The organism is Streptomyces sp. NPDC111520, from assembly GCF_055635295.1.
This window is the reverse complement of sequence record NZ_JBVKBW010000006.1, coordinates 108,167-133,707: the sequence shown is the minus strand read 5'-3', so window position 1 is coordinate 133,707 and position 25,541 is coordinate 108,167. Positions and strand designations below refer to the sequence as shown.

At 71.8% G+C, this 25,541-nt stretch carries 29 protein-coding genes and 1 pseudogene; 26 read left to right on the top strand and 4 right to left on the bottom strand.

Annotation, left to right across the window (positions count from 1 at the left end):
- Window positions 1–104 precede the first annotated feature (104 nt).
- The 17 genes and pseudogenes from ACZ7MY_RS15575 (at window position 105) to ACZ7MY_RS15495 (ending at window position 12,798) form a co-directional block, all read left to right on the top strand.
- Window positions 105–695: a hypothetical protein gene (locus ACZ7MY_RS15575; RefSeq protein ID WP_319140678.1), complete on the top strand. Its 591-nt coding sequence runs from the start codon at window positions 105–107 to the stop codon at window positions 693–695.
- A 227-nt stretch (window positions 696–922) separates the two neighbouring features.
- Complete coding sequence (gene rpsP, locus ACZ7MY_RS15570; protein WP_326572235.1) at window positions 923–1,354, top strand: 30S ribosomal protein S16; 432 nt, start codon at window positions 923–925, stop codon at window positions 1,352–1,354.
- 2 nt (window positions 1,355–1,356) lie between these two features.
- On the top strand, window positions 1,357–1,596 hold the full coding sequence (locus ACZ7MY_RS15565) for an RNA-binding protein (protein ID WP_018562958.1): 240 nt from the start codon (window positions 1,357–1,359) through the stop codon (window positions 1,594–1,596).
- 91 nt (window positions 1,597–1,687) lie between these two features.
- Window positions 1,688–2,260: a ribosome maturation factor RimM gene (gene rimM, locus ACZ7MY_RS15560; RefSeq protein ID WP_499602178.1), complete on the top strand. Its 573-nt coding sequence runs from the start codon at window positions 1,688–1,690 to the stop codon at window positions 2,258–2,260.
- Between the two features lie 4 nt (window positions 2,261–2,264).
- On the top strand, window positions 2,265–3,074 hold the full coding sequence (trmD, locus tag ACZ7MY_RS15555; protein WP_499602176.1) for a tRNA (guanosine(37)-N1)-methyltransferase TrmD: 810 nt from the start codon (window positions 2,265–2,267) through the stop codon (window positions 3,072–3,074).
- Window positions 3,075–3,205: 131 nt separating this feature from the next.
- Window positions 3,206–3,556: a 50S ribosomal protein L19 gene (rplS, locus tag ACZ7MY_RS15550; RefSeq protein WP_105869103.1), complete on the top strand. Its 351-nt coding sequence runs from the start codon at window positions 3,206–3,208 to the stop codon at window positions 3,554–3,556.
- Between the two features lie 41 nt (window positions 3,557–3,597).
- Window positions 3,598–4,236: a signal peptidase I gene (lepB, locus tag ACZ7MY_RS15545; RefSeq protein ID WP_499602175.1), complete on the top strand. Its 639-nt coding sequence runs from the start codon at window positions 3,598–3,600 to the stop codon at window positions 4,234–4,236.
- A pseudogene (gene lepB, locus ACZ7MY_RS15540) lies at window positions 4,229–4,915 on the top strand (signal peptidase I); the annotation flags it as partial. The gene lepB (ACZ7MY_RS15545) and the pseudogene lepB (ACZ7MY_RS15540), both read left to right, overlap by 8 nt.
- Window positions 4,916–5,210: 295 nt before the next feature.
- On the top strand, window positions 5,211–6,164 hold the full coding sequence (gene lepB / locus ACZ7MY_RS15535; RefSeq protein ID WP_499602739.1) for a signal peptidase I: 954 nt from the start codon (window positions 5,211–5,213) through the stop codon (window positions 6,162–6,164).
- A gap of 43 nt (window positions 6,165–6,207) precedes the next feature.
- Window positions 6,208–6,972, top strand: a complete 765-nt coding sequence (gene lepB / locus ACZ7MY_RS15530; RefSeq protein WP_499602174.1) for a signal peptidase I — start codon at window positions 6,208–6,210, stop codon at window positions 6,970–6,972.
- Between the two features lie 2 nt (window positions 6,973–6,974).
- Window positions 6,975–7,454: an NUDIX hydrolase gene (locus tag ACZ7MY_RS15525; RefSeq protein ID WP_499602737.1), complete on the top strand. Its 480-nt coding sequence runs from the start codon at window positions 6,975–6,977 to the stop codon at window positions 7,452–7,454.
- A gap of 39 nt (window positions 7,455–7,493) precedes the next feature.
- Entirely contained in the window at window positions 7,494–7,820 is a 327-nt protein-coding gene (locus ACZ7MY_RS15520) for a DUF2469 domain-containing protein (RefSeq protein WP_018562949.1), read from the top strand.
- A gap of 132 nt (window positions 7,821–7,952) precedes the next feature.
- On the top strand, window positions 7,953–8,324 hold the full coding sequence (locus ACZ7MY_RS15515; protein WP_499602173.1) for a YraN family protein: 372 nt from the start codon (window positions 7,953–7,955) through the stop codon (window positions 8,322–8,324).
- The gene (locus tag ACZ7MY_RS15510; RefSeq protein WP_499602171.1) at window positions 8,324–9,934 is read left to right on the top strand and encodes a YifB family Mg chelatase-like AAA ATPase; all 1,611 of its coding nucleotides are present in this window, start codon (window positions 8,324–8,326) and stop codon (window positions 9,932–9,934) included. The genes ACZ7MY_RS15515 and ACZ7MY_RS15510 overlap by 1 nt, the downstream gene beginning before the upstream one ends.
- Window positions 9,931–11,130, top strand: coding sequence for a DNA-processing protein DprA (dprA, locus tag ACZ7MY_RS15505; protein ID WP_499602170.1), 1,200 nt, complete (start codon window positions 9,931–9,933; stop codon window positions 11,128–11,130). Before ACZ7MY_RS15510 ends, dprA begins: the two co-directional genes overlap by 4 nt.
- 193 nt (window positions 11,131–11,323) lie before the next feature.
- Entirely contained in the window at window positions 11,324–12,160 is an 837-nt protein-coding gene (gene whiG / locus ACZ7MY_RS15500; protein WP_499602169.1) for an RNA polymerase sigma factor WhiG, read from the top strand.
- Window positions 12,161–12,240: 80 nt separating this feature from the next.
- Window positions 12,241–12,798 carry a TetR/AcrR family transcriptional regulator gene (locus ACZ7MY_RS15495; protein ID WP_499602735.1) on the top strand — a complete coding sequence of 186 codons (558 nt, stop codon included), beginning with the start codon at window positions 12,241–12,243 and terminating at the stop codon, window positions 12,796–12,798.
- Here ACZ7MY_RS15495 and ACZ7MY_RS15490 read toward each other — a convergent pair.
- Window positions 12,767–13,396, bottom strand: coding sequence for a murein hydrolase activator EnvC family protein (locus ACZ7MY_RS15490; protein ID WP_499602167.1), 630 nt, complete (start codon window positions 13,394–13,396; stop codon window positions 12,767–12,769). The genes ACZ7MY_RS15495 and ACZ7MY_RS15490 overlap by 32 nt on opposite strands.
- 285 nt (window positions 13,397–13,681) lie before the next feature.
- On the opposite strand from ACZ7MY_RS15490, the gene rpsB reads away from it, so the two are divergent.
- The 7 genes from rpsB (at window position 13,682) to ACZ7MY_RS15455 (ending at window position 19,828) form a co-directional block, all read left to right on the top strand.
- A complete protein-coding gene (rpsB, locus tag ACZ7MY_RS15485) occupies window positions 13,682–14,623 on the top strand; it encodes a 30S ribosomal protein S2 (RefSeq protein ID WP_499602166.1) in 942 nt (313 codons plus the stop codon).
- A gap of 115 nt (window positions 14,624–14,738) precedes the next feature.
- A complete protein-coding gene (tsf, locus tag ACZ7MY_RS15480; RefSeq protein WP_499602164.1) occupies window positions 14,739–15,575 on the top strand; it encodes a translation elongation factor Ts in 837 nt (278 codons plus the stop codon).
- Window positions 15,576–15,737: 162 nt separating this feature from the next.
- Window positions 15,738–16,502, top strand: a complete 765-nt coding sequence (pyrH, locus tag ACZ7MY_RS15475; protein WP_499602163.1) for a UMP kinase — start codon at window positions 15,738–15,740, stop codon at window positions 16,500–16,502.
- 134 nt (window positions 16,503–16,636) lie between these two features.
- Window positions 16,637–17,194 (top strand): ribosome recycling factor, encoded by a 558-nt coding sequence (gene frr / locus ACZ7MY_RS15470; protein WP_319159891.1) that lies wholly within the window; start codon window positions 16,637–16,639, stop codon window positions 17,192–17,194.
- A 115-nt stretch (window positions 17,195–17,309) separates the two neighbouring features.
- Entirely contained in the window at window positions 17,310–18,311 is a 1,002-nt protein-coding gene (locus ACZ7MY_RS15465; RefSeq protein WP_499602162.1) for a phosphatidate cytidylyltransferase, read from the top strand.
- A gap of 189 nt (window positions 18,312–18,500) precedes the next feature.
- Window positions 18,501–18,878: a DUF6233 domain-containing protein gene (locus ACZ7MY_RS15460; RefSeq protein ID WP_499602161.1), complete on the top strand. Its 378-nt coding sequence runs from the start codon at window positions 18,501–18,503 to the stop codon at window positions 18,876–18,878.
- 326 nt (window positions 18,879–19,204) lie between these two features.
- A complete protein-coding gene (locus ACZ7MY_RS15455) occupies window positions 19,205–19,828 on the top strand; it encodes a DUF4253 domain-containing protein (RefSeq protein ID WP_499602159.1) in 624 nt (207 codons plus the stop codon).
- 54 nt (window positions 19,829–19,882) lie between these two features.
- On the opposite strand, the gene ACZ7MY_RS15450 is transcribed toward ACZ7MY_RS15455, so the two are convergent.
- Together ACZ7MY_RS15450 and ACZ7MY_RS15445 are read right to left on the bottom strand one after the other, a co-directional pair.
- A complete protein-coding gene (locus tag ACZ7MY_RS15450; RefSeq protein WP_499602158.1) occupies window positions 19,883–21,277 on the bottom strand; it encodes a vanadium-dependent haloperoxidase in 1,395 nt (464 codons plus the stop codon).
- A 252-nt stretch (window positions 21,278–21,529) separates the two neighbouring features.
- Window positions 21,530–22,357, bottom strand: a complete 828-nt coding sequence (locus tag ACZ7MY_RS15445) for a hypothetical protein (protein ID WP_499602157.1) — start codon at window positions 22,355–22,357, stop codon at window positions 21,530–21,532.
- A gap of 342 nt (window positions 22,358–22,699) precedes the next feature.
- Here ACZ7MY_RS15445 and ACZ7MY_RS15440 point away from each other — a divergent pair, with 342 nt between their 5' ends.
- Window positions 22,700–24,166, top strand: a complete 1,467-nt coding sequence (locus ACZ7MY_RS15440; RefSeq protein WP_499602155.1) for an APC family permease — start codon at window positions 22,700–22,702, stop codon at window positions 24,164–24,166.
- Window positions 24,167–24,290: 124 nt separating this feature from the next.
- Window positions 24,291–24,824 (top strand): GNAT family N-acetyltransferase, encoded by a 534-nt coding sequence (locus ACZ7MY_RS15435; RefSeq protein ID WP_499602153.1) that lies wholly within the window; start codon window positions 24,291–24,293, stop codon window positions 24,822–24,824.
- A gap of 36 nt (window positions 24,825–24,860) precedes the next feature.
- Here ACZ7MY_RS15435 and ACZ7MY_RS15430 read toward each other — a convergent pair whose 3' ends face one another.
- A complete protein-coding gene (locus tag ACZ7MY_RS15430) occupies window positions 24,861–25,457 on the bottom strand; it encodes a helix-turn-helix domain-containing protein (RefSeq protein ID WP_499602152.1) in 597 nt (198 codons plus the stop codon).
- Between the last annotated feature and the right edge of the window lie 84 nt (window positions 25,458–25,541).

Sequence of the window (25,541 nt, the reverse complement as noted above, 5' to 3'; positions counted from 1 at the left end):
CCCGCCCTCAGCCGTACGCATCATCCGGAACTGACTAGTACGTGCAAAATATTTGGGATGGCCCGGTATCGGAACACAGGGCGCCCCCGGCTCGTTGTCACGACGTGAGCACGACACCACCAGTCCTCGCCGCCGAGCTGGCAGTCGCATGGGCCGACATTCAACGGCACCATCCCGAACTGCCCGACCTGGCCGCCCCCGAGTCCCTGATCGGAGAGTCCTCGTCCGCGTGCGGCACGGAGCTCTCCTTCGAGCGCCTGCTGCACGAGGCCGTCCACGGAGTCGCCGCCGCACGCGGCGTCCGGGACACCTCGCGGGCGGGCCGCTACCACAACCGTCGATTCCTGGCCATCGCCGACGAGCTCGGCCTGGACCACTCCGAGGAGCCGCACCCCAGCAGCGGCTTCTCCCTGGTCCAGCTGCGCCCGGACACCAAGAAGCGCTACCGGGCGACGATCGACCGGCTGCAGCGCGCCCTCAGAGCGCACACCGCGGCGACCGCCGCCGATACCGCCCGCAGTTTCCGCGGGCCTGCCGCCCGGCACGGGTCCTCGGGCGGAGGCGTACGGGTGAAGGCGGTCTGCGACTGCGGACGCAACGTCCGGGTCGTGCCGTCCGTGCTCGCGCAGGCGCCGATCGTCTGCGGGGCGTGCGGTACGCCGTTCCGGATCCCGGAGGCCGCGGCGGTCGCGTGAGCGCCCGCCGCGGCACGGGGGGCGGCTCGTCACGGGGGCAGCGCCGGTGGGGCCGCCGGCGTACGGCGGCATGCCCGCCGTATGGCACAATGGTCAGCTGAGCACTCGGCAGCCGTGCAGGACCCCTCTCTCCTTCGGCTGACGCGTCCGTCGGGCAAACCGGCTCCACAACCCCACGTGGCGGTCCGGCCTGCCCAACCACGTCAACACCAGGAGAACCCACTCCCGTGGCAGTCAAGATCAAGCTGAAGCGTCTGGGCAAGATCCGTTCGCCTCACTACCGCATCGTCGTCGCCGACTCCCGTACCCGCCGTGACGGCCGGGCCATCGAGGAGATCGGTCTGTACCACCCCGTGCAGAACCCGTCGCGCATCGAGGTCAACGCCGATCGCGTCGCGTACTGGCTGGGTGTCGGCGCGCAGCCGACCGAGCCCGTGCTCGCCATCCTGAAGAAGACCGGCGACTGGCAGAAGTACAAGGGCGAGCCGGCTCCGGCCCCGCTCCTGGTCGCCGAGCCCAAGGCCGACAAGCGCGCCCTCTTCGAGGCCGCCGCCAAGGACGCCGGTGACGAGCCCAAGGGTGAGGCCATCACCCAGAAGGCCAAGAAGTCCGACAAGAAGGACGAGGCCGCCGAGGCGGCCGAGTCGACCGAGGCCTGATCGTGCTCGAGGAGGCCCTCGAGCACCTGGTCAAGGGCATCGTCGACAATCCCGACGAGGTGCAGGTCGCCGCGCGCACCCTGCGTCGCGGGAAGGTCCTCGAGGTCCGGGTGCACCCCGACGACCTCGGCAAGGTGATCGGCCGTAACGGCCGCACCGCCCGCGCCCTGCGCACCGTCGTGGGAGCGATCGGCGGACGGGGTGTCCGCGTCGACCTCGTCGACGTGGACAACGTCCGCTGAGGTACGCAGCACCGGCACGGGCCGGGGGTGGCTCTTGGGCCGCCCCCGGCCCGTGGTCTTATCCGACACGTGAGCACAGGAGCGCGAACAAGTGCAGCTGGTAGTGGGACGCATCGGCCGCGCCCATGGCATCAAGGGCGAGGTCTCGGTGGAGGTGCGCACCGACGAGCCGGAACTGCGGCTCGCCCCGGGCGCCGTGCTCGTCACGGACCCGGCCTCGGCCGGCCCGCTCACCGTCGAGACCGGCCGGGTGCACAGCGGCCGTCTGATGCTGCGCTTCGCGGGCGTCAAGGACCGCAACGGCGCCGAGGCGCTGCGCAACGTCCTGCTCATCGCCGACGTCGACCCTGACGAGACGCCCGAGGACCCCGAGGAGTTCTACGACCACCAGCTGGTCGACCTCGACGTGGTCACCACCGACGGGACCCCGGTCGGCCGGATCAAGGAGATCTCCCACCTGCCCTTCCACGACCTGCTGGTCGTCGAACGGCCGGACGGCAGCGAGGTCATGGTGCCGTTCGTCGCCGAGATCGTCCCCGAGATCGACCTGGAGCAGCAGCGCGCGGTCGTCGACCCCCCGCCCGGCCTGCTGGACGAGATCGAGGACGAGGACGAGATCGACGACGAGGCGGACGGCGAGACCGGGGCCGAGGCGGAGCGGTAGGACCATGCGCATCGACGTCGTCACGATCTTCCCCGAGTACCTGGAGCCGCTGAACGTCTCCCTGGTCGGCAAGGCCCGCACGCGCGGCCAACTGGACGTACGCGTCCACGACCTGCGCGAGTGGACCCACGACCGGCACAACACGGTCGACGACACCCCGTACGGCGGCGGGCCCGGCATGGTCATGAAGCCCGAGCCGTGGGGCGAGGCGCTGGACGCGGTCCTGGAATCGGGCGAGGGCGCGCCCGTGCTGGTCGTCCCCACCCCGAGCGGCCGTCCCTTCACGCAGGAGCTCGCGGTCGAGCTGTCCGGGAAGCCCTGGCTGGTCTTCACCCCGGCCCGCTACGAGGGCATCGACCGCCGGGTCATCGAGGAGTACGGCGACCGGTTCGACGTCCGCGAGGTCTCCATCGGCGACTACGTGCTGGCCGGCGGCGAGGCCCCGGTCCTGGTGATGGTCGAGGCGGTCGCCCGGCTGCTGCCGGGCGTGCTCGGCAACGCCGAGTCCCACCGCGACGACTCCTTCGCCCCCGGTGCCATGGCCGACCTGCTGGAGGGCCCGGTCTTCACCAAACCCCCGGTCTGGCGCGACCGCGGGGTGCCGGAGGTGCTGCTCAGCGGCCACCACGGCAAGGTCGCCCGCTGGCGTCGCGACGAGGCCTTCCGCCGTACCTCGGAGAATCGCCCCGACCTGATCGAGCGCTGCGACCCGGCGACCCTCGACAAGAAGGACCGCTCCATGCTCGCCGCGCTCGGCTGGGTCGTCGGCGAGGACGGGCGATTTGGGCGCGTGCCGGAGTCCGTGGAAGAATAGGCGGCTGCCGCTGTGCGTCCGGCGTGCGCCCCTGCCACAGGGGGACATGACGACCGTCCGACGTCGCGGCACTCGTATCACCACCACGATCCGCCGATGACCTGTGGCATGGGCGAAGAAAGCAGACGAACATGTCCCACCTGCTCGACTCCGTCGACGCCGCGTCGCTGCGCAGCGACGTCCCGGCCTTCCGCCCGGGTGACACCGTCAACGTCCACGTCCGCGTGATCGAGGGCAACCGCTCCCGTATCCAGCAGTTCAAGGGCGTTGTCATCCGTCGCCAGGGCGCCGGCGTCCGTGAGACCTTCACGGTCCGCAAGGTCTCCTTCAGCGTCGGCGTCGAGCGCACCTTCCCGGTGCACAGCCCGATCTTCGAGAAGATCGAGCTCGTGACCCGCGGTGACGTGCGTCGCGCCAAGCTGTACTACCTCCGTGAGCTGCGCGGCAAGGCCGCGAAGATCAAGGAGAAGCGCGACAACTGAGTCCGGCCGGCACATGCGGGGCCCTATAGGCTCTGCGCCTGATGGACACAGAGGTACACCTTCCGGAGCGCGACCGCGCGGATCCCGCCGAACAGCGGGATGAGCGGTCGCGCTTCGGCGTACGTACACAGCGGTACGCGCTCCTGGTCGTCGCGGCCGCCGCCGTGGTGGCGCTGGTCAACGTGTTCGTGGCGCAGCCCTTCGAGATCCCCAGCGGGTCGATGGAGAACACCCTGCGGTCCGGGGACCGCGTGCTGGTCAACAAACTGGCGTACCGTTTCGGCAGCACGCCCGCCAGGGGTGACATCGTGGTCTTCGACGGCAAGGGGTCGTTCGTGCAGGGCTCCGGGGGGACCGACTTCGTCAAGCGGGTCGTCGGTGTCGGCGGGGACCGGGTGACCTGTTGCGACGACAACGGCAGGATCACCGTCAACGGGCGGCCGCTGGACGAGACCTATCTTTATCCCGGGGACACGCCGTCCCGGGTAGCGTTCGACATCGAGGTGCCGGAGGGGAGGCTGTGGGTGATGGGTGACCACCGTGCCGACAGCCGGGATTCCCGCGACCACCTCGGCGACCCCGGAGGGGGCACGGTTCCGGTGGACGAGGTGATCGGCCGGGCGGAGGCGACCATATGGCCGCTGGGCCGCCGTCGGTCCCTGGACGGCGCCCATGGGTAGCCGCGGCCGGGCGCAGCCCGGTCAGCCGAGCCGTGCCGAGTACCTGGGCGAGGAGCCGGCGGGTCCGCGCAGGGGTGGTGGCCGGGCCGAGCGGCGCAAGCTGGCGCGGAAGGTCAAGCGCAGGCGCCGGCGTTCCGCCGCCAAGGAGATACCCCTGCTCATCGGGGTCGCGCTGCTGATCGCGCTGGTGCTCAAGACCTTCTTGCTGCAGGCCTTCGTCATCCCGTCGGGTTCGATGGAGCAGACGATCAGGATCGGCGACCGCGTGGTCGTCGACAAGCTCACGCCGTGGTTCGGCTCGCGTCCGCAGCGCGGTGACGTGGTGGTCTTCAAGGACCCCGGCAACTGGCTGGAGGGCGAACAGGCCCAGTCCGGCGAGGACCCGGTGGTCGTCAAGCAGGTCAAGGAGTTCTTCACCTTCATCGGGCTGCTGCCGTCCGCGGACGAGCAGGACCTGATCAAGCGCGTGGTCGCGGTCGGCGGCGACACGGTGAAGTGCTGTGACGCCCAGGGCAGGATCACCGTCAACGGGACCCCGCTGGACGAGCCCTACATCCACCCGGGGAACCCGCCGTCGGAGATCAAGTTCACGGTCCACGTGCCCGCGAACCGGCTCTTCGTGATGGGCGACCACCGCTCCAACTCCGCGGACTCGCGCTTCCACCTCAAGGACGCCGGCAACGGCACCGTGCCCGAGAACATGGTGGTCGGCAGGGCCTTCGCCGTGGCCTGGCCGATGGGCCACTGGGCGGGACTGAAGGAACCGGCGACGTACTCCGGCGTCGCCGCCCCCGGGGGCTCGGGCGCGTCTGCCGCGAGGGCCGGCCCGGGAGTGGCAACATCCAACAATCGGCAAGGAATGACCCCGCTCCCGACTCCTGCGGAACTTCCGCTCGTTATGGGATTGGTGGGTCTGCGCCGCACATGGCGCGGGCGGCAGCGCGCAGCACGAGTAAGGAGTGGATGTGGGGGACCTGGTGGTCGGCGCAAGGTCCGGACGCGAAGAGCCGGAGGATCGGGACCCCACGTCGGGCGGCTCGGCTGGCGACGGCGAGGCGCAGCTCGGAAAGAAGGGCCCGGACGCGGGCGCGGAGACCTCCGAAGGCGCGGGGACCTCCGAAGAGGCGGGCGAAACGGACGGCCGTGACGGCGGCGGGGAGAAGAAGCAGCAGCGCTCGTTCTGGAAGGAACTCCCGCTGCTGATCATCATCGCCCTCGCGCTGGCGTGGCTGATCAAGACCTTCCTGCTGCAGGCGTTCTCCATCCCGTCGGCGTCGATGGAGAACACCCTGAGGATCGGCGACCGCGTCCTGGTCGACAAGCTCACGCCCTGGTTCGGCTCCGAGCCCGAGCGCGGCGAGGTCGTGGTCTTCCACGACCCGGGCGGCTGGCTCGGCGAGACCGTCCCGGTGGACACCAACCCGGTGACGGGCGCGATCCAGAAGGGTCTGAGCTTCGTCGGCCTCATGCCGTCCGCGGAGGAGAAGGACCTGATCAAGCGGGTCATCGCGGTCGGCGGCGACACGGTGGAGTGCAAGGGCACGGGCCCCGTCAAGGTGAACGGCAAGGCGCTGGACGAGCCGTACATCTACCCCGGGAACACGCCGTGCGGTGACCGCCCGTTCGGTCCGATCAAGGTCCCGCAGGGCCGCATCTGGGTGATGGGCGACCACCGTCAGGACTCCCTGGACTCCCGTTACCACCAGAACCTCCCGGGCAACGGCACGGTCTCGGTGGACGAGGTCGTCGGACGCGCGGTCGTCGTGGCCTGGCCGATCAGCAACTGGTCCACCCTTCCCGTGCCCAGCACCTTCGACCAGCCCGGCATCAGCGCGGCCGCCGCCGGTCTGCCGGCCGCGGGCGGACTGGCCGGCGCGGTCCCGCTGGTCATGTGGCGGCGGCGCCGTCTGATCAACCGGGCCGGGTGACAGGGCTGCCCCCGGTCCGTACCCCCGGGTAGGGTGCGGACGCATGAGCACGAGCACAGGCACGGGCACGCGCACGGCGACGGGGCGAGCGGGCGGACGGGGCGGCGGACGGACCGGACGAATAGTCTCCGGTCTGGCCGTCGCCCTCGGCTGCGTCCTCTTCCTCGGCGGTTTCGTCTGGGGAGCGCTGGTCTACCGGCCGTACACCGTCCCCACCGGATCGATGACCCCGACCGTGGACGCGGGCGACAAGATCCTCGCCCAGCGGATCGACGGATCCGAGGTGCGGCGCGGGGACGTCGTGGTCTTCACCGATCCGCTCTGGGGCGACGTCCCCATGGTGAAGCGGGTCGTGGCGGTCGGCGGTGACGAGGTGGCCTGCTGCGACAAGCAGGGGCGGCTCACGGTCGGCGGCAAGCCGGTCGACGAGCCGTACCGCCTGGACACCGACGGTCCGGCCTCACCGACCCCCTTCTCGGCCACCGTGCCCCGGGGCAACCTCTTCATGATGGGCGACAACCGCGCCACGTCCGAGGACTCCCGCCTGCGCCTCGGCGACTCCGACAACGGCTCCGTGCCGCGCAGCACGGTGTCCGCGCGGGTCGACGGCGTCGTCTGGCCGTTCGGCCGCGCGGGCATGCTGGAGCGGACCGGTGCCTTCGCCGCCCTGCCGGGCGACGGTCCCTCGGATCCCGGCCCGCTGCGTACGGTGGGTGTGGCGATCGCGGCCGGCGTGGTCCTGATCTTCGCGGGCGCGGCCTACGGCCCCGTCGCGGACCGGACCCGGCGGCGGAAGGCGGCGCGATGACCATGCGACGGCGTGCCGCCCGGGTCATCCTGCTCGACCCCTCCGACCGGATCCTGCTGCTGCACGGGTACGAGCCGGACGACCCGTCCGTCACCTGGTGGTTCACCCCGGGCGGCGGCGTCGAGGAGGGCGAGAGCCTGGAGGCCGCGGCGCGCCGCGAGCTGGCCGAGGAGACCGGGATCACCACGGCCCGGCTGGGGCCGGTGCTGTGGGAGCGCTCGTGCGCCTTCGCCTTCGACGGCCGGGACTGGGAGCAGGACGAGTGGTACTACCTGGCCCGCACCGACGACCTCCGGGTGCACACGGGCGGCCTCACCGAACTGGAACGGCGCAGCGTGCACGGCCTGCGGTGGTGGACCTGCGAGGAACTGCTCGCCTCGCATGAGACGGTGTACCCGACCAGGCTCGCCGGGCTGCTGCGCACGCTGCTCGACGAAGGTCCCCCATTGTCCCCGATTCACCTGGGGACGGAGCGTGACTGACGCACAATGGGGGGACGTACGGCTGAAGGGGAACATGCCATGAGCGCCGAGGACCTCGAGAAGTACGAGACCGAGATGGAGCTGAAGCTCTACAGGGAGTACCGGGATGTCGTCGGCCTGTTCAAGTACGTGATCGAGACGGAGCGTCGTTTCTACCTCACCAACGACTACGAGATGCAGGTGCACTCGGTCCAGGGCGAGGTGTTCTTCGAGGTCTCCATGGCTGACGCGTGGGTGTGGGACATGTACCGGCCGGCCCGCTTCGTGAAGCAGGTGCGCGTGCTGACGTTCAAGGACGTGAACATTGAGGAGCTGAACAAGGCCGACCTCGACCTGCCCTCGGACGACTCCGGCTTCAACGGCTGAGGCCGCCGGGGCCGCGGGGGCGCGCGGCGATCCGTCGGGGGTCCGGCGGAGGGCGGGAGTTGTCCACAGGCTCCGGTCAAGATCATCTCTCGGGCGCCATCTCCCTCACAGTGAGTGACGGAGGTGGTACGGATGAACGCTCGAGGAGCTTTCGGACGCTACGGCGAGAAGCTGGCGGCACGGTCCCTGACCGAGGCCGGGATGATCGTGCTGGAGCGGAACTGGCGGTGCCGGCACCGCGAACGCCACGGAGAGATCGACATCCTGGCGGCGGACGGCGACGCGCTCGTCGTGTGCGAGGTGAAGTCGCGCGCCGAGAACTGCGGTGAGCACCCGATGGCCGCGGTCACCGCGCGCAAGGCCGAGCGGCTGCGGCGGCTGGCCGAGTGCTGGCTGGCCGACCACGGCGGACCGCCCCCGGGAGGGGTGCGGATCGACGTCGTGGGCGTGGTCCTGCCGGCCCGGGGTGCCGCACGCGTCGAGCACGTGCGGGGGGTGCAGTGATGGGCTTCGCGCGCACGTGCTCGGTGGCGCTGCTGGGCGTGGAGGGCGTCGTCGTCGAGGTCCAGGCGGACCTGGAGGCGGGGGTGCCGGCGTTCACGCTGGTGGGGTTGCCGGACAAGAGCCTCAGCGAGAGCCGCGACCGGGTCCGCGCCGCGATCGTGAACAGCGGTGAGACCTGGCCGCAGAAGAAGCTCACGGTCGGCCTCAGCCCGGCCTCCGTCCCCAAGGGCGGCAGCGGGTTCGACCTGGCGGTGGCGTGCGCGGTCCTCGCCGCGAACGACCGCGTCGCCCCGCGCGACATCGCCGACCTGATGATGATCGGCGAGCTCGGCCTCGACGGCCGCGTCCGCCCGGTCCGCGGGGTGCTGCCCGCGGTGCTGGCCGCCGCCGACGCGGGGTACCGCCACGTGGTGGTGCCCGAGCGCACGGTCGCCGAGGCCTCGCTCGTGCCGGGGGTCTCGGTGCTCGGGGTCCGCAGCCTGAGGCAGCTGATCGCACTGCTCAACGACGAACTCGCCCCGGAGGAGGAAGAAGAGCCCACGGACGGGCGGCCCGACCCGATGCTGGCCGGCCTCACCCTGCCCGGCGCCGGCCACGGCACCGGCCTCGCCGACGCCGGCGCCCCGGATCTCGCCGAGGTCGCGGGCCAGGGCACCGCCAGGACCGCCCTGGAGGTCGCGGCCGCGGGCGGCCACCACATCTACCTCAAGGGGCCGCCCGGGGCGGGCAAGACGATGCTCGCCGAGCGGCTGCCGGGGCTGCTGCCGCCGCTCACCCGTCAGGAGGCGGTGGAGGTCACCGCCGTGCACTCGGTCGCCGGGATCCTGCCGGCGGACCGGCACATGGTGGACCAGCCGCCGTACTGCGCCCCGCACCACTCGGCGACCATGCAGTCCCTCGTCGGCGGCGGGAACGGGCTGCCGCGGCCGGGGGCCGTCTCGCTCTCCCACAAAGGAGTGCTCTTCCTGGACGAGGCGCCGGAATTCAACGGTCAGGCCCTCGACGCACTGCGCCAGCCCCTGGAGTCAGGGCACGTGGTGATCGCCAGGGCCGCCGGGGTCGTCCGCCTGCCCGCGCGGTTCCTGCTCGTCCTCGCCGCCAACCCCTGCCCCTGCGGACGGTACGGCGCTCCCGGCGGCTTGTGCGACTGCACGCCGAACATGATCCGCCGCTACCAGGGGCGGCTGTCCGGGCCGCTGCTGGACCGGGTCGACCTGCGGGTGGAGGTGGAGGCCGTCGGCCGCTCCGAGCTGATCGGCGGCGCCGGCACCGCCGAGACCACCGCGGTGGTCGCCGCGCGGGTGCGGGAGGCCCGCGAGCGCGCCGCCGCCCGGTACGCGGGCACCCCGTGGCGGCTCAACAGCCAGGTCCCGGGCCACGAGCTGCGCACCCGCTGGGCCCTCGCGCCCGGGGCCCTGCGCTCCGCCGAACGGGACATGGAGCGCGGACTGCTCACCGCGCGGGGGCTCGACCGGGTGCTGCGCGTGGCCTGGACGGTCGCCGACCTCGCCGGACGCGACCAGCCGGCCGGCATCGACATGGAACGCGCCCTGGAGCTGCGCACGGGTGTGCGCCGCGCCATGGCGACGGCGACGGGGGACGTCCGATGACGCAGATGCCGCTCGGCGCGGACGGGGACGTCGTGCCGGAACCGGAGGAGGAGCCGTCCCCGACACCGGATGAGCGCCTGGCCCGGGCCGCCCTGACCCGGATCGCCGACCCCGGCGACGGGCTCGTCGGCAGTTGGCTCCAGGAGTTCGGCCCCCTCGAGACCGTACGGGCGCTCACCGCCGGTGAGGCGCTGCCCGGGGCCGGGGAGCAGCGGACGGCCGGGTACGCCCTGCGGGCCCGCCGGGCGAAGCCTGAGCGTGAGCTGGCGGCGGCCGGCGCCACGGGCACCCGCTTCGTCTGCCCCGGTGACCAGGACTGGCCGCGGCAGCTCGACGACCTGGGCGGCGAACGCCCGTACGGGCTCTGGGTGCGCGGCGGCGCCTCGCTGCGGATGTGGGCACAGCGGTCGGTCGCCGTCGTGGGCGCCCGCGCGTGCACCGAGTACGGCTCCCACATGGCGGCGACCCTCGGGGCCGACCTCGCGGAGGCCGGCTGGGTCACCGTCTCCGGGGCCGCCTACGGCATCGACGGCGCCGCGCACCGTGGAGCGCTGTCCGCGACGGGCGCGACCGTCGGGGTCGTCGCCTCCGGGGTGGACGTGCCGTATCCGCCGGGTCATGCCGAGTTGATCGGACGCATCGCCGAACAGGGCCTGCTCGTCGGTGAATTGCCGCCCGGATCGCACCCCACCCGGAGCCGCTTCGTGCTGCGCAACCGTGTGATCGCCGCCCTCACCCGGGGCACCGTCGTCATCGAGGCCCAGTACCGCAGCGGCTCCCTGATCACCGCCCGCCGGGCCCGCAAGCTGGGGCGCTTCGTCATGGGCGTGCCGGGCCCCTGCACCTCCGCGCTGTCCCACGGTGTGCACGAGCTCCTGCGCGTCGACGGCGTCCTGGTCACCGGCGCCGCAGACGTCATCGAACTCGTCGGCCGCATCGGCGAGGACCTCGCGCCCGAGCGCCGCGGACCGGTCCTGCCGCGGGATCTGCTGCCGCCCGCGGCCGCCCGCGTGCTGGAGGCCCTGCCCGCCAGGGGTGCGACCGGCTGCGCGGAGCTCGCGGTGGCCGCGGGCAGCACCCCCGACGACACCCTCACCAGGCTGCATGAGCTGCACGCCCTCGGTTTCGTCGAACGGGAAGGCCCTCGATGGAAGTTGGCGCGCGTCCGTGAGACCGCTCCCCCGACGGAGGGATGACGCCAAGCCGACACGCTCTCCCGGTGAACACACCATCAGGTGACAGGACGGTTCTTGACCTGGGACCCCCTGGATGGCGAGGTTATGGGGACGCCCCGACGTCGCCCTGAGCGACGGTATGGTCACGCTACGCTCAAGGAGGTTCGAGTCCCGCCCGTCCCTCAGGTCAACGCAGAACGGCTCAGATCGACGCATGCACCGGCACACTCCCGGGCACGAAGGCAGCACGGCGGCGACCGCCGTCACCGGAAACCCCCGGCCGCCCGCCCCCACCTCGCTCGACGCGCTGTGGCGGACCTACAAGGCCACGGGGGACGCGCGTCTGCGCGAGCAGCTGATCCTGCACTACTCGCCCCTGGTGAAGTACGTGGCGGGGCGCGTGAGCGTCGGCCTGCCCGCGAACGTGGAACAGGCGGACTTCGTCTCCTCCGGGGTCTTCGGGCTCATCGACGCCATCGAGAAGTTTGACCCGGAGCGCGCGATCAAGTTCGAGACGTACGCGATCACCCGGATCCGCGGTGCCATGATCGACGAGTTGCGCGCCCTGGACTGGATCCCGCGCTCGGTGCGCCAGAAGGCCCGCGCCGTCGAACGCGCCTACGCCACGCTCGAGGCCTCCCTGCGGCGCACCCCGAGCGAGTCGGAGGTCGCCGCCGAGATGGGCATCGCCCTGGAGGAGCTGCACGGGGTCTTCAGCCAGCTCTCCCTGGCCAACGTCGTCGCCCTCGAGGACCTGCTCCACGGGGGCACCGAGGGCGGCGACCGGCTCACCCTGGTCGACACCCTGGAGGACACCGGCGCCGACAACCCCGTCGAGGTCGCCGAGGACCGCGAGCTGCGCCGGCTGCTGGCCCGCGCCGTCAACACGTTGCCCGAGCGTGAGAAGACCGTGGTCACCCTCTACTACTACGAAGGGCTCACCCTCGCCGAGATCGGCCAGGTGCTCGGCGTCACCGAGAGCAGGGTCAGCCAGATCCACACCAAATCCGTTCTGCAATTGCGCGCGAAACTGGCCGACGTCGGCCGTTGACGCCGCTTTGCCGACGCGTGCGCCCGGCGGCCGCACCACTTCCGTACAGTGGTGAGGTGCCCAAGATTCGAGCGGCCTCGGTGGCCGAGCACCGGTCGATGCAGCGCGACGCCCTGCTGGACGCCGCGCGCAGTCTGCTCTCCGAGGGCGGGACGGAGGCTCTGACCTTCCCCGCCCTGGCGGAGCGCACCGGGCTGGCCCGGTCCTCCGTCTACGAGTACTTCCGCTCCCGGGCCGCCGTCGTCGAGGAGCTGTGCGCCGTCGACTTCCCCGTCTGGGCGGCCGAGGTCGAGGCGGCCATGGCGGCCGCACCCACCGCCGAAGCCAAGATCGAGGCCTACGTCCGCAGTCAGCTCGCCCTCGTCGGCGACCGCCGGCACCGGGCCGTGGTCGCGATCTCCGCGGGCGAACTGGACGCCGGCGCCCGCGAGAAGATCCGCGCCGCGCACGGCGGTCTGGTCGCCATGGTCGTGGAAGCCCTCGCCGGGCTCGGCCACGACGAGCCGAGGCTCACCGCGATGCTGCTCCAGGGCGTCGTCGACTCCGCCGTCCGCCGGATCGAGCTCGGCGCCGCCGAGGAGCCGGACACCATCGGCGACGCGGCCGTCACCATGGCCCTGCGCGGCGTACTGGGCTGAGCAACGCCACCGGCCGCAGGTCCGTCCCGTCCGCGGCCTCCGGCAAGGGCACCCCGAACACCGGCAGCAGTCGCGACGGCCCGCCGCGCAGCATCGACTCCGGCAGCAGCGACAGCGGGTCGAGGTAGACGTCCCCGCGCAGCAGCCCCCAGTGCAGACAGCCGCCGGGGCAGTGCCACGGGCCGTCCCCGAGCGCCCCCACCACCTGCCCCGCGTCCACCGCGTCGCCCACCACGACCGAGGCCCGCACCGGCTGGTACGTGATGCGCAAGCCACCGGCGAGCTCGATCGCCACCACCGCGCGCCCCGCCACCTGCCCGGCGTACGACACCCGCCCGGGCGCCGCCGCACGCACCGGTGCGCCCGGTCCCGCGCGCAGGTCCACCCCGCGGTGGCCAGCCGCCCACGGCACGGCGGGCGGGTCGAACCCCCGCTCCACGACCGGCCGCCGCCCACCGTCGCCCGGTGCCACTGGCCAGGCCCGGTCCGCGTCCCCGCCGGCCGGGACCGCCGGCACCCGGACCACGGCCCCCACCGGATGCACGAGCCCCCCGAGCCACGCCAGCACCGCCAACACCACCACCACGTAAGTCCTCATGGGCCAACGATGACGCCTCCCGCACCAACGGGACGATCATGGAACCGGCCTGTGGACAACCCCGGACGGCCCCTGCCCCCAGGCACGATGTCGCCCGCCGCTCCGGCGGTCCCGTACACTTTCCATGGCGATCCGGGTCACCGGGTCGACTTCGCACGCCCCGCCACCGCCCTACAGCGAGCGGTGGACGCGCTCCTCGGTCCCTCGTGGCACGGCGCGTTCGGGGCGTCAGGCGTGGCCTCCGTCCGGCGGCCGCGAAAACCGAGTACCCCTAGGAGTACGGCCATGGCCGTCGTCACGATGCGGGAGCTGCTGGAAAGCGGCGTCCACTTCGGGCACCAGACCCGCCGCTGGAACCCGAAGATGAAGCGCTTCATCTTCACCGAGCGCAACGGCATCTACATCATCGACCTGCTCCAGTCGCTGTCGTACATCGACCGCGCCTACGAGTTCGTCAAGGAGACCGTCGCGCACGGCGGCACCATCCTCTTCGTCGGTACGAAGAAGCAGGCCCAGGAGGCCATCGCCGAGCAGGCGACCCGTGTCGGCATGCCCTACGTCAACCAGCGCTGGCTGGGCGGCATGCTCACCAACTTCTCGACCGTCTACAAGCGCCTGCAGCGCCTGAAGGAGCTCGAGGAGATCGACTTCGAGGACGTGGCCGCCTCCGGCCTCACCAAGAAGGAGCTCCTGGTCCTCTCCCGTGAGAAGGAGAAGCTGGAGAAGACCCTCGGCGGTATCCGCGAGATGCAGAAGGTGCCGAGCGCCGTCTGGATCGTGGACACCAAGAAGGAGCACATCGCCGTCGGCGAGGCGCGCAAGCTGCGCATCCCGGTCGTCGCGATCCTCGACACCAACTGCGACCCCGACGAGGTCGACTACAAGATCCCGGGCAACGACGACGCGATCCGCTCCGTCACCCTGCTGACCCGTGTGATCGCCGACGCCGTCGCCGAGGGCCTCATCGCCCGCTCCGGTGCCGCCACCGCCGGTGACAAGGCCGAGGGCGAACCGCTGGCCGCCTGGGAGCGCGAGCTGCTCGAGGGTGACAAGGCGAAGGCCGATGAGACCGCCGCCGAGGCGCCGGCCGCCGAGGCCGCTCCGGCGGAGGCTGCTCCGGCCGAGGCTGCTGCGGAGACGGCCGCCGCGGAGACGACTGAGGCCGCTCCGGCCGAGGCCGCCGCTGAGACCGCCGAGGCGCCCGCCGCCGACGCCGAGCAGGCCTGAGCCTCAGCCCGCCTTCCGATGCGTGTGAGGACGGCGGGGGCTCCGGCCCCCGCCGTTCGTCCGTAGAACCACCGCTCACCGGATTCACCGACTTCCGAGAAGAGACTGACAGACCATGGCGAACTTCACCGCCGCCGACGTCAAGAAGCTCCGCGAGCTGACCGCCGCGGGCATGATGGACTGCAAGAAGGCGCTCGAGGAGGCCGAGGGCGACCTGGACAAGGCCGTCGAGATCCTCCGCGTCAAGGGCCAGAAGGGCGTCACCAAGCGCGAGGGCCGCTCCGCCTCCAACGGCGCCGTCGTGTCCCTGATCGCCGGTGACAACAGCGAGGGCGTCCTCGTCGAGCTCAAGTGCGAGACCGACTTCGTCGCCAAGGGCGACAAGTTCATCGCCGCCGCCGACGCGATCGCCGCCCACGTCGCCGCCAGCAAGCCGGCCGACCTGGAGACGCTGCTCGCCTCCGAGATCAAGGACGGCCAGACCGTCCAGGCCTTCGTCGACGAGGCCAACGCCACCCTCGGCGAGAAGATCGTCCTGGACCGCTTCGCGCAGTTCACCGACGGCTACGTCGCCTCCTACCTGCACCGCACCAGCCCGGACCTGCCCCCGCAGGTCGGCGTCCTGGTCGAGCTGGACAAGGAGAACGCGCAGGTCGCCAAGGACGTCGCGCAGCACATCGCCGCCTTCGCCCCGACCTTCCTGTCCCGCGAGGAGGTGCCGGCCGAGACCGTCGAGAACGAGCGTCGCGTCGCCGAGGCCACCGCCCGCGAGGAGGGCAAGCCCGAGGCCGCCCTGACGAAGATCGTCGAGGGTCGCGTCAACGGCTTCTTCAAGGAGAACGTCGTCCTCGAGCAGGCCTTCGCCAAGGACAACAAGAAGACCGTCCAGAAGGTGCTCGACGAGGCCGGCGTCTCGCTGAAGCGCTTCGCCCGCTTCCGCGTCGGCGTCTGAGCGACCAGCCGCGCAAGCGTTTGACCGACGGCCCCGCTAGGGTCGTACGCAGCCGGCCGCTCACCGGCGGGCCGCAGTTGTGACGAGGAGGCCATTGCCCACAGGGAACCATCACGGACCCTCGGCAATGGCCTTCTTCGTACGTGCACGAGGAGATCTCCAATGGAACAGGACGCCGACAAGGCACCCACCGCCACCGGCAGCGCGCACAAGGGCCGGTACCTGCTCAAGCTCTCCGGCGAGGCCTTCGCCGGCGGAGGGGGGCTCGGAGTCGACCCCGACGTCGTGCACACGATGGCCCGCGAGATCGCCGCGGTCGTCCGCGACGGCTACGAGATCGCCGTCGTCATCGGCGGCGGCAACTTCTTCCGCGGCGCCCAGCTCCAGCAGCGGGGCATGGACCGTGCCCGTTCCGACTACATGGGCATGCTCGGCACGGTCATGAACTGCCTCGCCCTCCAGGACTTCCTGGAGAAGGAGGGCATCCAGTCGCGGGTGCAGACGGCGATCACCATGGGCCAGGTCGCCGAGCCCTACATCCCGCTGCGCGCCGTGCGCCACCTGGAGAAGGGCCGCGTGGTGATCTTCGGCGCCGGTATGGGCATGCCGTACTTCTCCACCGACACCACCGCCGCGCAGCGTGCCCTGGAGATCCACGCCGAGGCGCTGCTGATGGGCAAGAACGGGGTCGACGGGGTCTACGACTCCGACCCCCGCTCGAACCCCGACGCGGTGATGTTCGACGCCCTGGAGTACGCCGACGTCATCGCCCGCGACCTGCGCGTCGCGGACCTGACGGCGATCACGCTGTGCCAGGACAACAAGCTCCCGATCCTCGTCTTCGAGCTGCTCGCGGAGGGCAACATCGCGCGGGCCGTGAAGGGTGAGAAGATCGGCACGCTCGTCAACGACACGGGCGCCCGCTGACGGACGCCGCCGGCCGCAACCCGGCCGGCGATCCGCCCGGAACGGGGATGGACAAGACGCTGCCGGTCGGACACCGTGCAGGAAAGACGCGCGCAAGGGCCGAGGCTCTGCCTTCTGAATACCAGGAGCACATGGTGATTGAAGAGACCCTCCTCGAAGCCGAGGAGAAGATGGAGAAGGCCGTCGTCGTCGCCAAGGAGGACTTCGCCGCGATCCGCACCGGCCGCGCCCACCCGGCGATGTTCAACAAGATCGTGGCGGACTACTACGGCGCCCCGACCCCGATCAACCAGCTCGCCTCCTTCGCGGTGCCCGAGGCGCGGATGGCCGTGATCACCCCGTTCGACAACTCGGCGCTGCGCAACATCGAGCAGGCGATCCGGGATTCGGACCTGGGTGTCAACCCGACCAACGACGGCCGTATCATCCGGGTGGTCTTCCCGCAGCTCACCGAGGAGCGGCGCAAGGAGTACATCAAGGTCGCCCGCGGCAAGGCGGAGGACGCCCGGATCTCGATCCGCAGCGTGCGCCGCAAGGCCAAGGAGACCCTCGACAAGCTCGTCAAGGACGGCGAGACGGGCGAGGACGAGGTGCGCCGCGCGGAGAAGGAGCTCGACGACACGACCCACAAGTACGTGGCGCAGGTCGACGAGCTGCTCAAGCACAAGGAATCCGAGCTGCTGGAGGTCTGATCCGGCGCGCTGCCGGACCCGCTCCACGGCCCGGCCCGTCCGCGGCTGGGCCACCCATCCACCCGACCATCCATCCGACCGACCCGGACCGGACGAAAACGCGAGGCTGAACTCCGTGAACGACTCTTCTTGGGGGCCCTCGCCACACGCCGGTTCCTGGGGAGGCGGGGACGAATCAGGCACCCGGATGGGCGGCCCCTTGTTCCGTGACGACGCCCCCGAACCGGAGCGGCACTCCGCCCGGCCCGACCGTTCCGCACCGCAGCCCTCGGCGGCGGGCGGGAACGGCGGCCGGGCGAAGAAGAGCGCGGGGCGCAACCTGCGCGCCGCGATAGGGGTCGGCGTCGGCCTCGGCGTCGTCATCATCGCCTCGCTCTTCATCGTCAAGGCCGTCTTCGTGGGCGTCGTCGCCGCGGCGGTCGTGGTGGGCCTGTGGGAGCTCACCTCGCGTCTGGCCGAGCGCAAGGAGATTCGCGCGCCCTTGGTGCCGCTCGCCGTCGGCGGCGCCGCCATGGTCGTCGCGGGCTACGTGCGCGGCGCGGAGGGCGCCTGGGTGGCGATGGCGCTCACCGCGCTCGCCGTCCTGGTGTGGCGGATGACGGAGCCCCCGGAGAACTACCTCCGTGACGTCACGGCGGGCGTCTTCGCCGCGTTCTACGTGCCGTTCCTGGCCACCTTCGTGGTCATGATGCTCGCCGCGCACGACGGCCCGTGGCGGGTTTTCGTCTTCCTGCTCCTCACGGTGATCAGCGACACCGGTGCCTACGCCGTCGGCTGGCGCTTCGGCACGCACAAGCTCGCCCCCCGCATCAGCCCCGGCAAGACCCGCGAGGGCCTGATCGGCGCGATCACCTTCGCGATGGTCGCGGGCGCCCTGTCCCTGCAGTTCCTGATCGACGACGGGCAGTGGTGGCAGGGACTGCTGCTGGGGCTCGCCGTGGCGGCCAGCGCCACCCTCGGCGACCTGGGCGAGTCCATGATCAAGCGGGACCTCGGTATCAAGGACATGGGCAAGCTGCTGCCCGGCCACGGCGGCATCATGGACCGCCTCGACTCGCTGCTGCCGACCGCCCCCGTGGTGTGGTTGCTGCTCGTCGTCTTCGTCGGCTCGGGCTGATCCCCGTCGGGCCTCACCGCCCCTGTGCTGTGCCCCGCCCCGTACGCGCGCCCGCGTACGGGGCGGCGTCGTGTGCGGCCGCCACCTTTGCTGACCTGGGCCGTAGAGGGCCCGGCGTGACGGCGGTCGCAGGGTGCGGTGGCCCGCGCATGCTGGTCGGCGGTGCATCTGCCAATTACACTCGAACATGTGTACGAGCTTCCTCCGGATCCGCAACGCCTGCGGGTGATACGCCTCTATCTGCAGATGCAGATCGCCGTAGTCGACGCCAAGATCCAGGAGGCGGAGTCCGTTTCCCCCGTAGGGGCGGGGGAGAGGCCCGAGGCCGGGGAGGGCACTGCGCGGCGAGCGGGGGGCAGGAGCGGCGCCCGTACCCCTGCCCGCGCCTGGCGGCTCCAGAGCGTGCCTGATCCACGGGGCGGCGCGGGCCGGGGCATTCTCCACCGCGACGACTGCCGCGTCCCCGGGGGCGGCCGGCTGAACCGGCAGGAGTTCGAAGTGGCGCTCGGCATGCCGGACGTCACGCCGTGCGAAATCTGCCATCCGGAGCCGGACGGCACTCCCTGAGGGCCTGGTGTTCGTGCCCTTGCCCGGGAGGTACGCCATGCCCATGCGCAGACGTCTGTTCCCCGCAGCTGTCGCTGTCGCCGCTTGCCATGGGTGTGACCGGACACCGTGGTGTCCCGGAGGGCCACGCGTCCCGTGGCGTACCGACTTTCGGCCGAACTGCCCACGGCCAAAGCCACCCTGACGCGCGCTGAGCCACTGCCGCGGCACCAGCGGCACCAGGAGTGTCAGACCCTCGGCGCAGACTGTGTACGTGCCGTCGCTTCGGACCAGGAAGGTCGCCGGCGCGTCCGCGGGGTGCGATGGCCGGAGGAACGGGGGAGACGATGAGCGCTTACCGTACGGTGGACCGGATCCTCGGTGAGCGGTGGGAAGGGTACGCGCAGGAGGCAATCGCGGAGGCGGGACGCGACTACCCCGGACGCGACGTGGTGGTCGAAGTCTTCGGTGAACCGGACACGTTCGAGGCGCTGGTCGCTCCCTTCGGCCCCCGGTGGCCGGGGGCCGCGGCGCCCCCGGCCGGCTTCCGGGCCGATCCCGACCGGCTGGCCGCCGAGATCCTTGCTCAATGGGCGGACGAGGAGGACGAGGAGACCGCGGACGGCGACTGGGGCGTGCTGGAGCGGGGGTGCCCCAGCACGGACCTGCCCGCCCTCGCGGACGTGCGCGGGCTGCCGGACGAGTGGTCGGACGACGTCGAGGGCATGTGCACCGTGCTGCGGTCGTGGGAGGACCGCTTCGGCATACGCATGCTCGCCCTCGACCGTGACAGCCTGGTCCTTTCGGTGGCGATCCCGCCGAGCACCATGGCCGAGGCCCTCGCCGTCGCAGCGGAGCACTTCGCGTTCTCACCGGACACCATCACCCAGATGAGCGAGCACGACACCCTGCGCACCTTCGCGGCCCATGAACTCCTGGGCAAGCAGATGTGGAGGTTCTGGTGGGACTGATCGAGGTCCGGGACGCTCCCGCGCTCGGTGTGGGCATGTGATGGTGCGGGGGCGTCAACTCATCGCTTCCGGAGGGCACGTTCGGGGGACGGGCGGCGGGGCATGGGCCGGGCGATGGAGTGGCCGGAAGTAGTGCGCGAGGGTCCAGCGGGCGACACGGGCTCCCGCGAGGCAGCCTTCGGTGTCGGCGGTACGGGTGTGGATGCCGGCCCAGACGCGGGCGTCGATCATGTCCTGGTTGAACCGCACGGCATCTTCGTAGTGCCGTGTGGTGCCCGTGGCGTCGGAGGGGAAGGTGAGGTCGACGCGGGTCGTGCCGAAGAGCCCCGCCAGGGTCTGGGCGACCGCTCCGGCGACCGCCGCGTGCCCGCTGATGTGGTCGGGGTGTGGCGGTGTGACGAGCAGCGGCTGCCACTGCGGATCGGCCTCGGTCGCCGGATTGCCGTCGGTGTCGGCGAGTTGGACGGCGGTGACGGGTCGCCAGGAGCCGTAGTGGAGCTTGGCGTCCCACGCGGTGACGACGGCGTCGGTGGCCGCCGCGTTCGCTGCGGCGAACAGCCGTGCCGTGTCGGCGATGTCCAGACGGTGGCGCGTGCTGTGGTCGCGGAACGCGGACTGGAGCTGTACGGCCAGGTTGCCCCCGAAGAACAGGGCGGTCTCGGTCTGCTGCGCGGTACGGGGCGATCCCGTCCTCGCGCCCATGGTCCTCACCTCGTTCACGTCCCGGGCGTAGCGGGCCGAGGTCAGGGCGGGCGGCGGCCCGGGCCGGAACTGGGAGGGTGACGTCAGCACCAGCGGGCGCAGCCGGGCGAGCCAGGTGTCGATGAAGGGCAGGTTCCCCGGTGAGGTGGGCCGCCATACGCCGGGCGCGGGCGGGACGGTGAACTCCACGGTCGCGAACCGGCCGTCGCCTGCGCGCAGTTGGATCACGCGGTCGGCGGCGCGCGCCCCGAAGGCCACGCCCTGCCGCTTGGCGGTGCCGTCGGGGATCCGGGCGAGGGAATCGGCGTACGCGGCGTCGAGGAGGGCCCGGGACGCGGGGAAGTCGGAGAGCAGGACGTGGTGCGCGGCGGTGACGGCCGCCGCCTCCGGTGATGCGCCCGCGGGGCCGCGCGCGTGCCATTTGTAGGGCGCGTAGCGTCCCTCGATGCCGACCACCGCGTTGTAGACGGCGACCGAGACGAACCCGTGCCAGACGACCGCCTGCCCGGAGGGCCGGGTCGCGCCGAGGTTGGTGCCGATGACGTCCGTGGCGATGGCGTTCCACTCACGGACGGCGGCCGGATCCGCCGCGGGCCGCCGTTCCTTGCCCGCGGCCTGCGCAGGGACGAAGGCGGCGGCCGATACGGCGGTGGCGGCGAGGGCCACGGGAACGATCACGCGGGTGAGCCACCGGTACCACTGTGCGGGCCGCCCGGAGGAGGGGGCGGCCCTGTCTGCAGGACTCATGGAGAGACTCCTCGTCGACGCCGGGCCCGAGCCGGACCGGAGGGGATCCCCGCCCGGTTCGGGCCACATCGACGTCGTTCCTACCCATGGCCGGGCGGGATGTCCGCCCGGTTCCTCAGGTGCGCGACCGGTTCCCGCCCTCCGCCTCACCGGCGGGACCCACTGGAGGACGACCGCCCCTCGTACGACCGGCCACCGCGGTGCCCACCGTCCGGCGGGCGCCCACTGCGACGGGCCGTCGACGCGGGCCGGTCAGGGGAAGGAGATCGGGGGCGGCGGCTGCAGGGGCCCCTGCAGCGGGTTCCACGCACCGCAGACCGGGAGGGCACCGGTGGTGGTGCAGCGGTTCTCCGCCACGTCGCCGCGGAAGGTGACGACCTTGACCGACAGTTCCGCGGTCGAGGTGGTGCTCACGCTCGCGCCGCACACGCCGGTGACGGGGTATCCGGGGAGTCCGCTGAGATCCTGCCAGGTGTAGGTGCCGCCCACCGGGACGGTGTCGCGCTGCCCGACGAACGTACGGCCGCGGACGACGGCGACGGAGAAGTCGCGGGTGGTCGCGTTGGCCACGCCGGCCGAGTCGATGTCGCATCCCGAGAGCCTGCCGGGGCCGGGGAAGGGGGCCACGAAGGGCCCGCGGCCGGGGCCGAGGAGCGGGGCGGCGGGGTCGATGACGGGACCGGCACCGCTGTCGACGATGGGGCTGGTTCCGGGACCGAGAAGGGGCCCGCGACCGGGGTCGAGGAGAGGGCCGGAACCGAGGAGCGGACCGGAGCCGAGGAGGGGCCCGAGGCCCAGCCCGGGGCCGAGCCCGAGTCCGGGATCGGAATCGACGCCGTCGCCGGGGTACGGGTAGTACGGGTCGTCGTACGGGTCGTTGTACGGGTCGGGCCAGGGGAGGCCGGACGCCGATGCCGCGGGCGCGGGGGCGCCGTCCGAGTCGGCGGCCTGAGCCGTCGTCAGGGAGGCCGCGGATATCACGGTGGCGATCAGGGCCGCCGGCACCACCGCGCCGGCGAGCCGTCCGAACCGTCGAAGGGACCGCCCGCAGGGCGGCGGGGTCCTGTCTGCAGGACGCATGGAGACACTCCTCGTCGATCTCTGGCCGGCACCGAACCGGAGGGCCTTCCGGCACGGCTCGGGCCCCTGTCGGCGGGATCCGTACCCGCGCCCACCGGCGTCCGGCGCCAAGGTCATCCCAGTGGCGCAGCCCGTTCCCTCCCACCGGGCCGCGCTCACCCGATCGACGCCCCGTGCCTCGACAGACCCTGACCCTCCGTGAGCCGTGCAGCGCTGGCCAACGTTCGCGGAGTGCCGGCAGCCGAGGGGGCCTCAAAATGCAGGCCGGACAACATTCATGACATACATGTGGAAAACGGATGAGGCCCGGAGCGGGTCCTGAGCGGGGACGAGGTGACCGACGTGGCGGAAGCCCCGGCGGGCGAGGCGGCCGGCGAGAGGTCCGTCGAGGAGGGGGGATACCAGCAGGAGCTGAAACGGACGCTCGGCTCCTTCCAGGTCTTCGCGATCTCGTTCGCGTTCATCTCCGTGGCCGTCGGCATCTTCTCGACCTACGACGACGTGCTGCAGAACGCGGGCCCCGTGGGCATCTGGCTCTGGATCCTCGTCGCGGTCGGGCAGTCCCTGGTGGCCCTCGTGGTCGCGCAGCTCGCGGGGCGCATCGCCCTCAGCGGCTCCTCGTACCAGTGGGCCTCGCGGCTGGCCGACCCGAAGGTGGGCTGGGGGTTCGGCTGGCTGACGTTCTGCTACCTCGCGATCGCCGTGGTCGCGATCGACAACGCCCTCGCGAGCCAGGCCTTCATGCCGCTCGCCGGTATGAGGCCGGACGAGGACACGGCGCGCGTCATCACGCTCGTGGTGCTGCTCGTCCAGGCCGTGCTCGCCGTGGCATCGACCCGCCTCGTCAGCCTGATCAACACCGCGGCCGTCGGCCTGGAACTCGCGCTCGTCGTGGTGATGGCGGTCGCGCTCGTCATCGCGGCGGCGGTCACCGGGAACGGCGCCGTCGGCAACCTCACCTCACGCGGCGTCACCGAGGACGCCCCGCACTACTTCGCCGTCGGCGGCGGGCTCATGATCGCGATGATCATGGGTCTGGCCACGCTCGTCGGCTTCGACTCCGCCGCGAACCTCGCGGAGGAGGCCAAGGACCCCTACCGCAGCGTCCCCCGGGCGATCGTCGGCTCGGTCGTGGCCGCGGGACTGCTGGGCATGCTCTTCCTGATCACGCTCACCGTCGCCATCGAGGACGTTCCCCGGATCAGCCGCGACGGCTCCCCGGTCGCCACGATCATGCGGGACCAGCTCGGTCCGGTCATGGAACGGACCCTGCTGGTCGCGATCACCTTCGCCTTCTTCGGGGCGGGGATGGTGGTGATGGTCGCGTGCTCGCGGATCATCTTCGCCATGTCGCGCGACGGGCGCTTCCCCGCGCACCGGCTGATGCGCCGGGTCAACCCGCACACGCGGACCCCGATCCCGGCCACCGTGCTGATCTTCGCCATGGGCGTCGTCCTGATGGTGGCGCTCCCGGGCGCCGCGCTGCTGGAGCTCATCACGGCGTCGACGATCCTCCCGGCCCTCATCTACGGCGCGACGATCGTCCTCTACCTCGCGGTCCGCAAGCGCCTGGGCCGCCGCAAGGGCGCCTTCGACCTCGGACGCCTCGAACTGCCCGTCTCCCTCGCCGCCCTGGTGTGGACGGTCGTCGCGCTCATCGCCCTGGTGACACCGGAGGAGGCGCTGGTCCCCCTGGTGATCGTGGTGGGGCTGCTCGTCGTGGGCGGGCTGTTCTTCCTCGGCATGCTGATCTTCGACCGCCGGTCCTTGGAGGCGGAGCCCGGCGGGGTGGACGTCTTCAAGCACTGAGCCGCCGCGAACGCGTCCGCCGGTCACGGCACGGGCGTGGGAACGACTGGTCAGCTCGCAGCCGGTGCCGTCACCCACGCAAAACGCCGGGCGCGGGTCGCCGAGGCGCTCCTAGACTCGGCCTGTGATCCGCACCGCAGTCCCCGAGGACGCACCGGCCATCGGCGCCCTGAAGGTCCGTGCGTGGCGCGCGGCGTACGCCGGGTTCATGAGCAAGGAATACCTCGACGGGCTCGACCCGGTGAGCGACGCAGCGGACTGGGCCGAGTACCTTGCCGAACTCCCCGCCGAGCACCGGCTGTGGGTCGTGCAGGAGGGCGGCAGCGTGACCGGCTTCTGCCGGACCGGCCCGGCCGATCGGTCCCAGGAACCGGACCTCGGCCCCCGCGCCGCCGAGGTCTACGGCCTGTACCTCGAACCCGCTCGCATCGGCACCGGCCTGGGCCACCGGCTCTTCGGCCACGCGGTGACCGACCTTGAGCGGCGCGGCCACGGCCCGCTGTGCGTGTACGCGTACGTTCCGAACGCTTCGGCGCTGCGGTTCTACGAACGGGCCGGCTTCGGGTGCGACGGCACGACTCGCGCCGCCGACGAGGGCGGGACCGGGCTCATCGAAGCGCGACTGGTGAAGCCCGGCCGTACCCGCGGCGTCAGCTGACGCGGCGGGCCCCGGCCGTTCGCCGTTCCCTGCGTCTCACTTGGGGGTGAACTGGACGCGGGTGTGCAGACGTTCGCCCTGGGGGCCGTACATGATCAGATATTCGACCGGTCTGCCGAGGTCGGCGTTGACGACGGCATGGGGCGTGCGGGTGTCGAACTCGGCGACGTCTCCGGCGGTCAGGACGAGGTCGTTGTCGCCGAGTGCCAGCCACAGCCGTCCGGACAGCACGCACAGCCATTCGAAGCCTTCGTGCGACGCCTGGCGCGGCCGCGGGGGCCGCTCGTCGACGGCCGGCAGGACGTGCTTGTGCGCGTGCAGCCCTCCGACGTAGTGGGTCAGCGGCAGGACGGCCTTGTCGTCGGCCGCACGCCGGTGTGCCGTGCCGGACGGCTTCCGCGTCGACGCGGGGGCGGTGCCGGCCAGCGCGTCCAGGGAGACGTCGTACGCCTTCGCCAGGCGCAGCAGCAGTTCCAGATTGGGTTTGCGAAGGCCGTTCTCGACGCGTGACAGCGTGCTCGCGGCGATGCCGGTCGCCCGGCTGACCTGGGTGAGCGTTTCCCCGCGCTTCTCGCGCTCGCTCCGCAGGCGCGGCCCCATCGCGGCCAGGGCCGCGGCGACCTCGTCCGGCATTCCCCTCCGCCTCTCTTTCGCTCACCTCTCCGGCCTGCCATTTTGCCATTCTGTCAACGTTTCTCGCATCCCCGTCCGCCGACA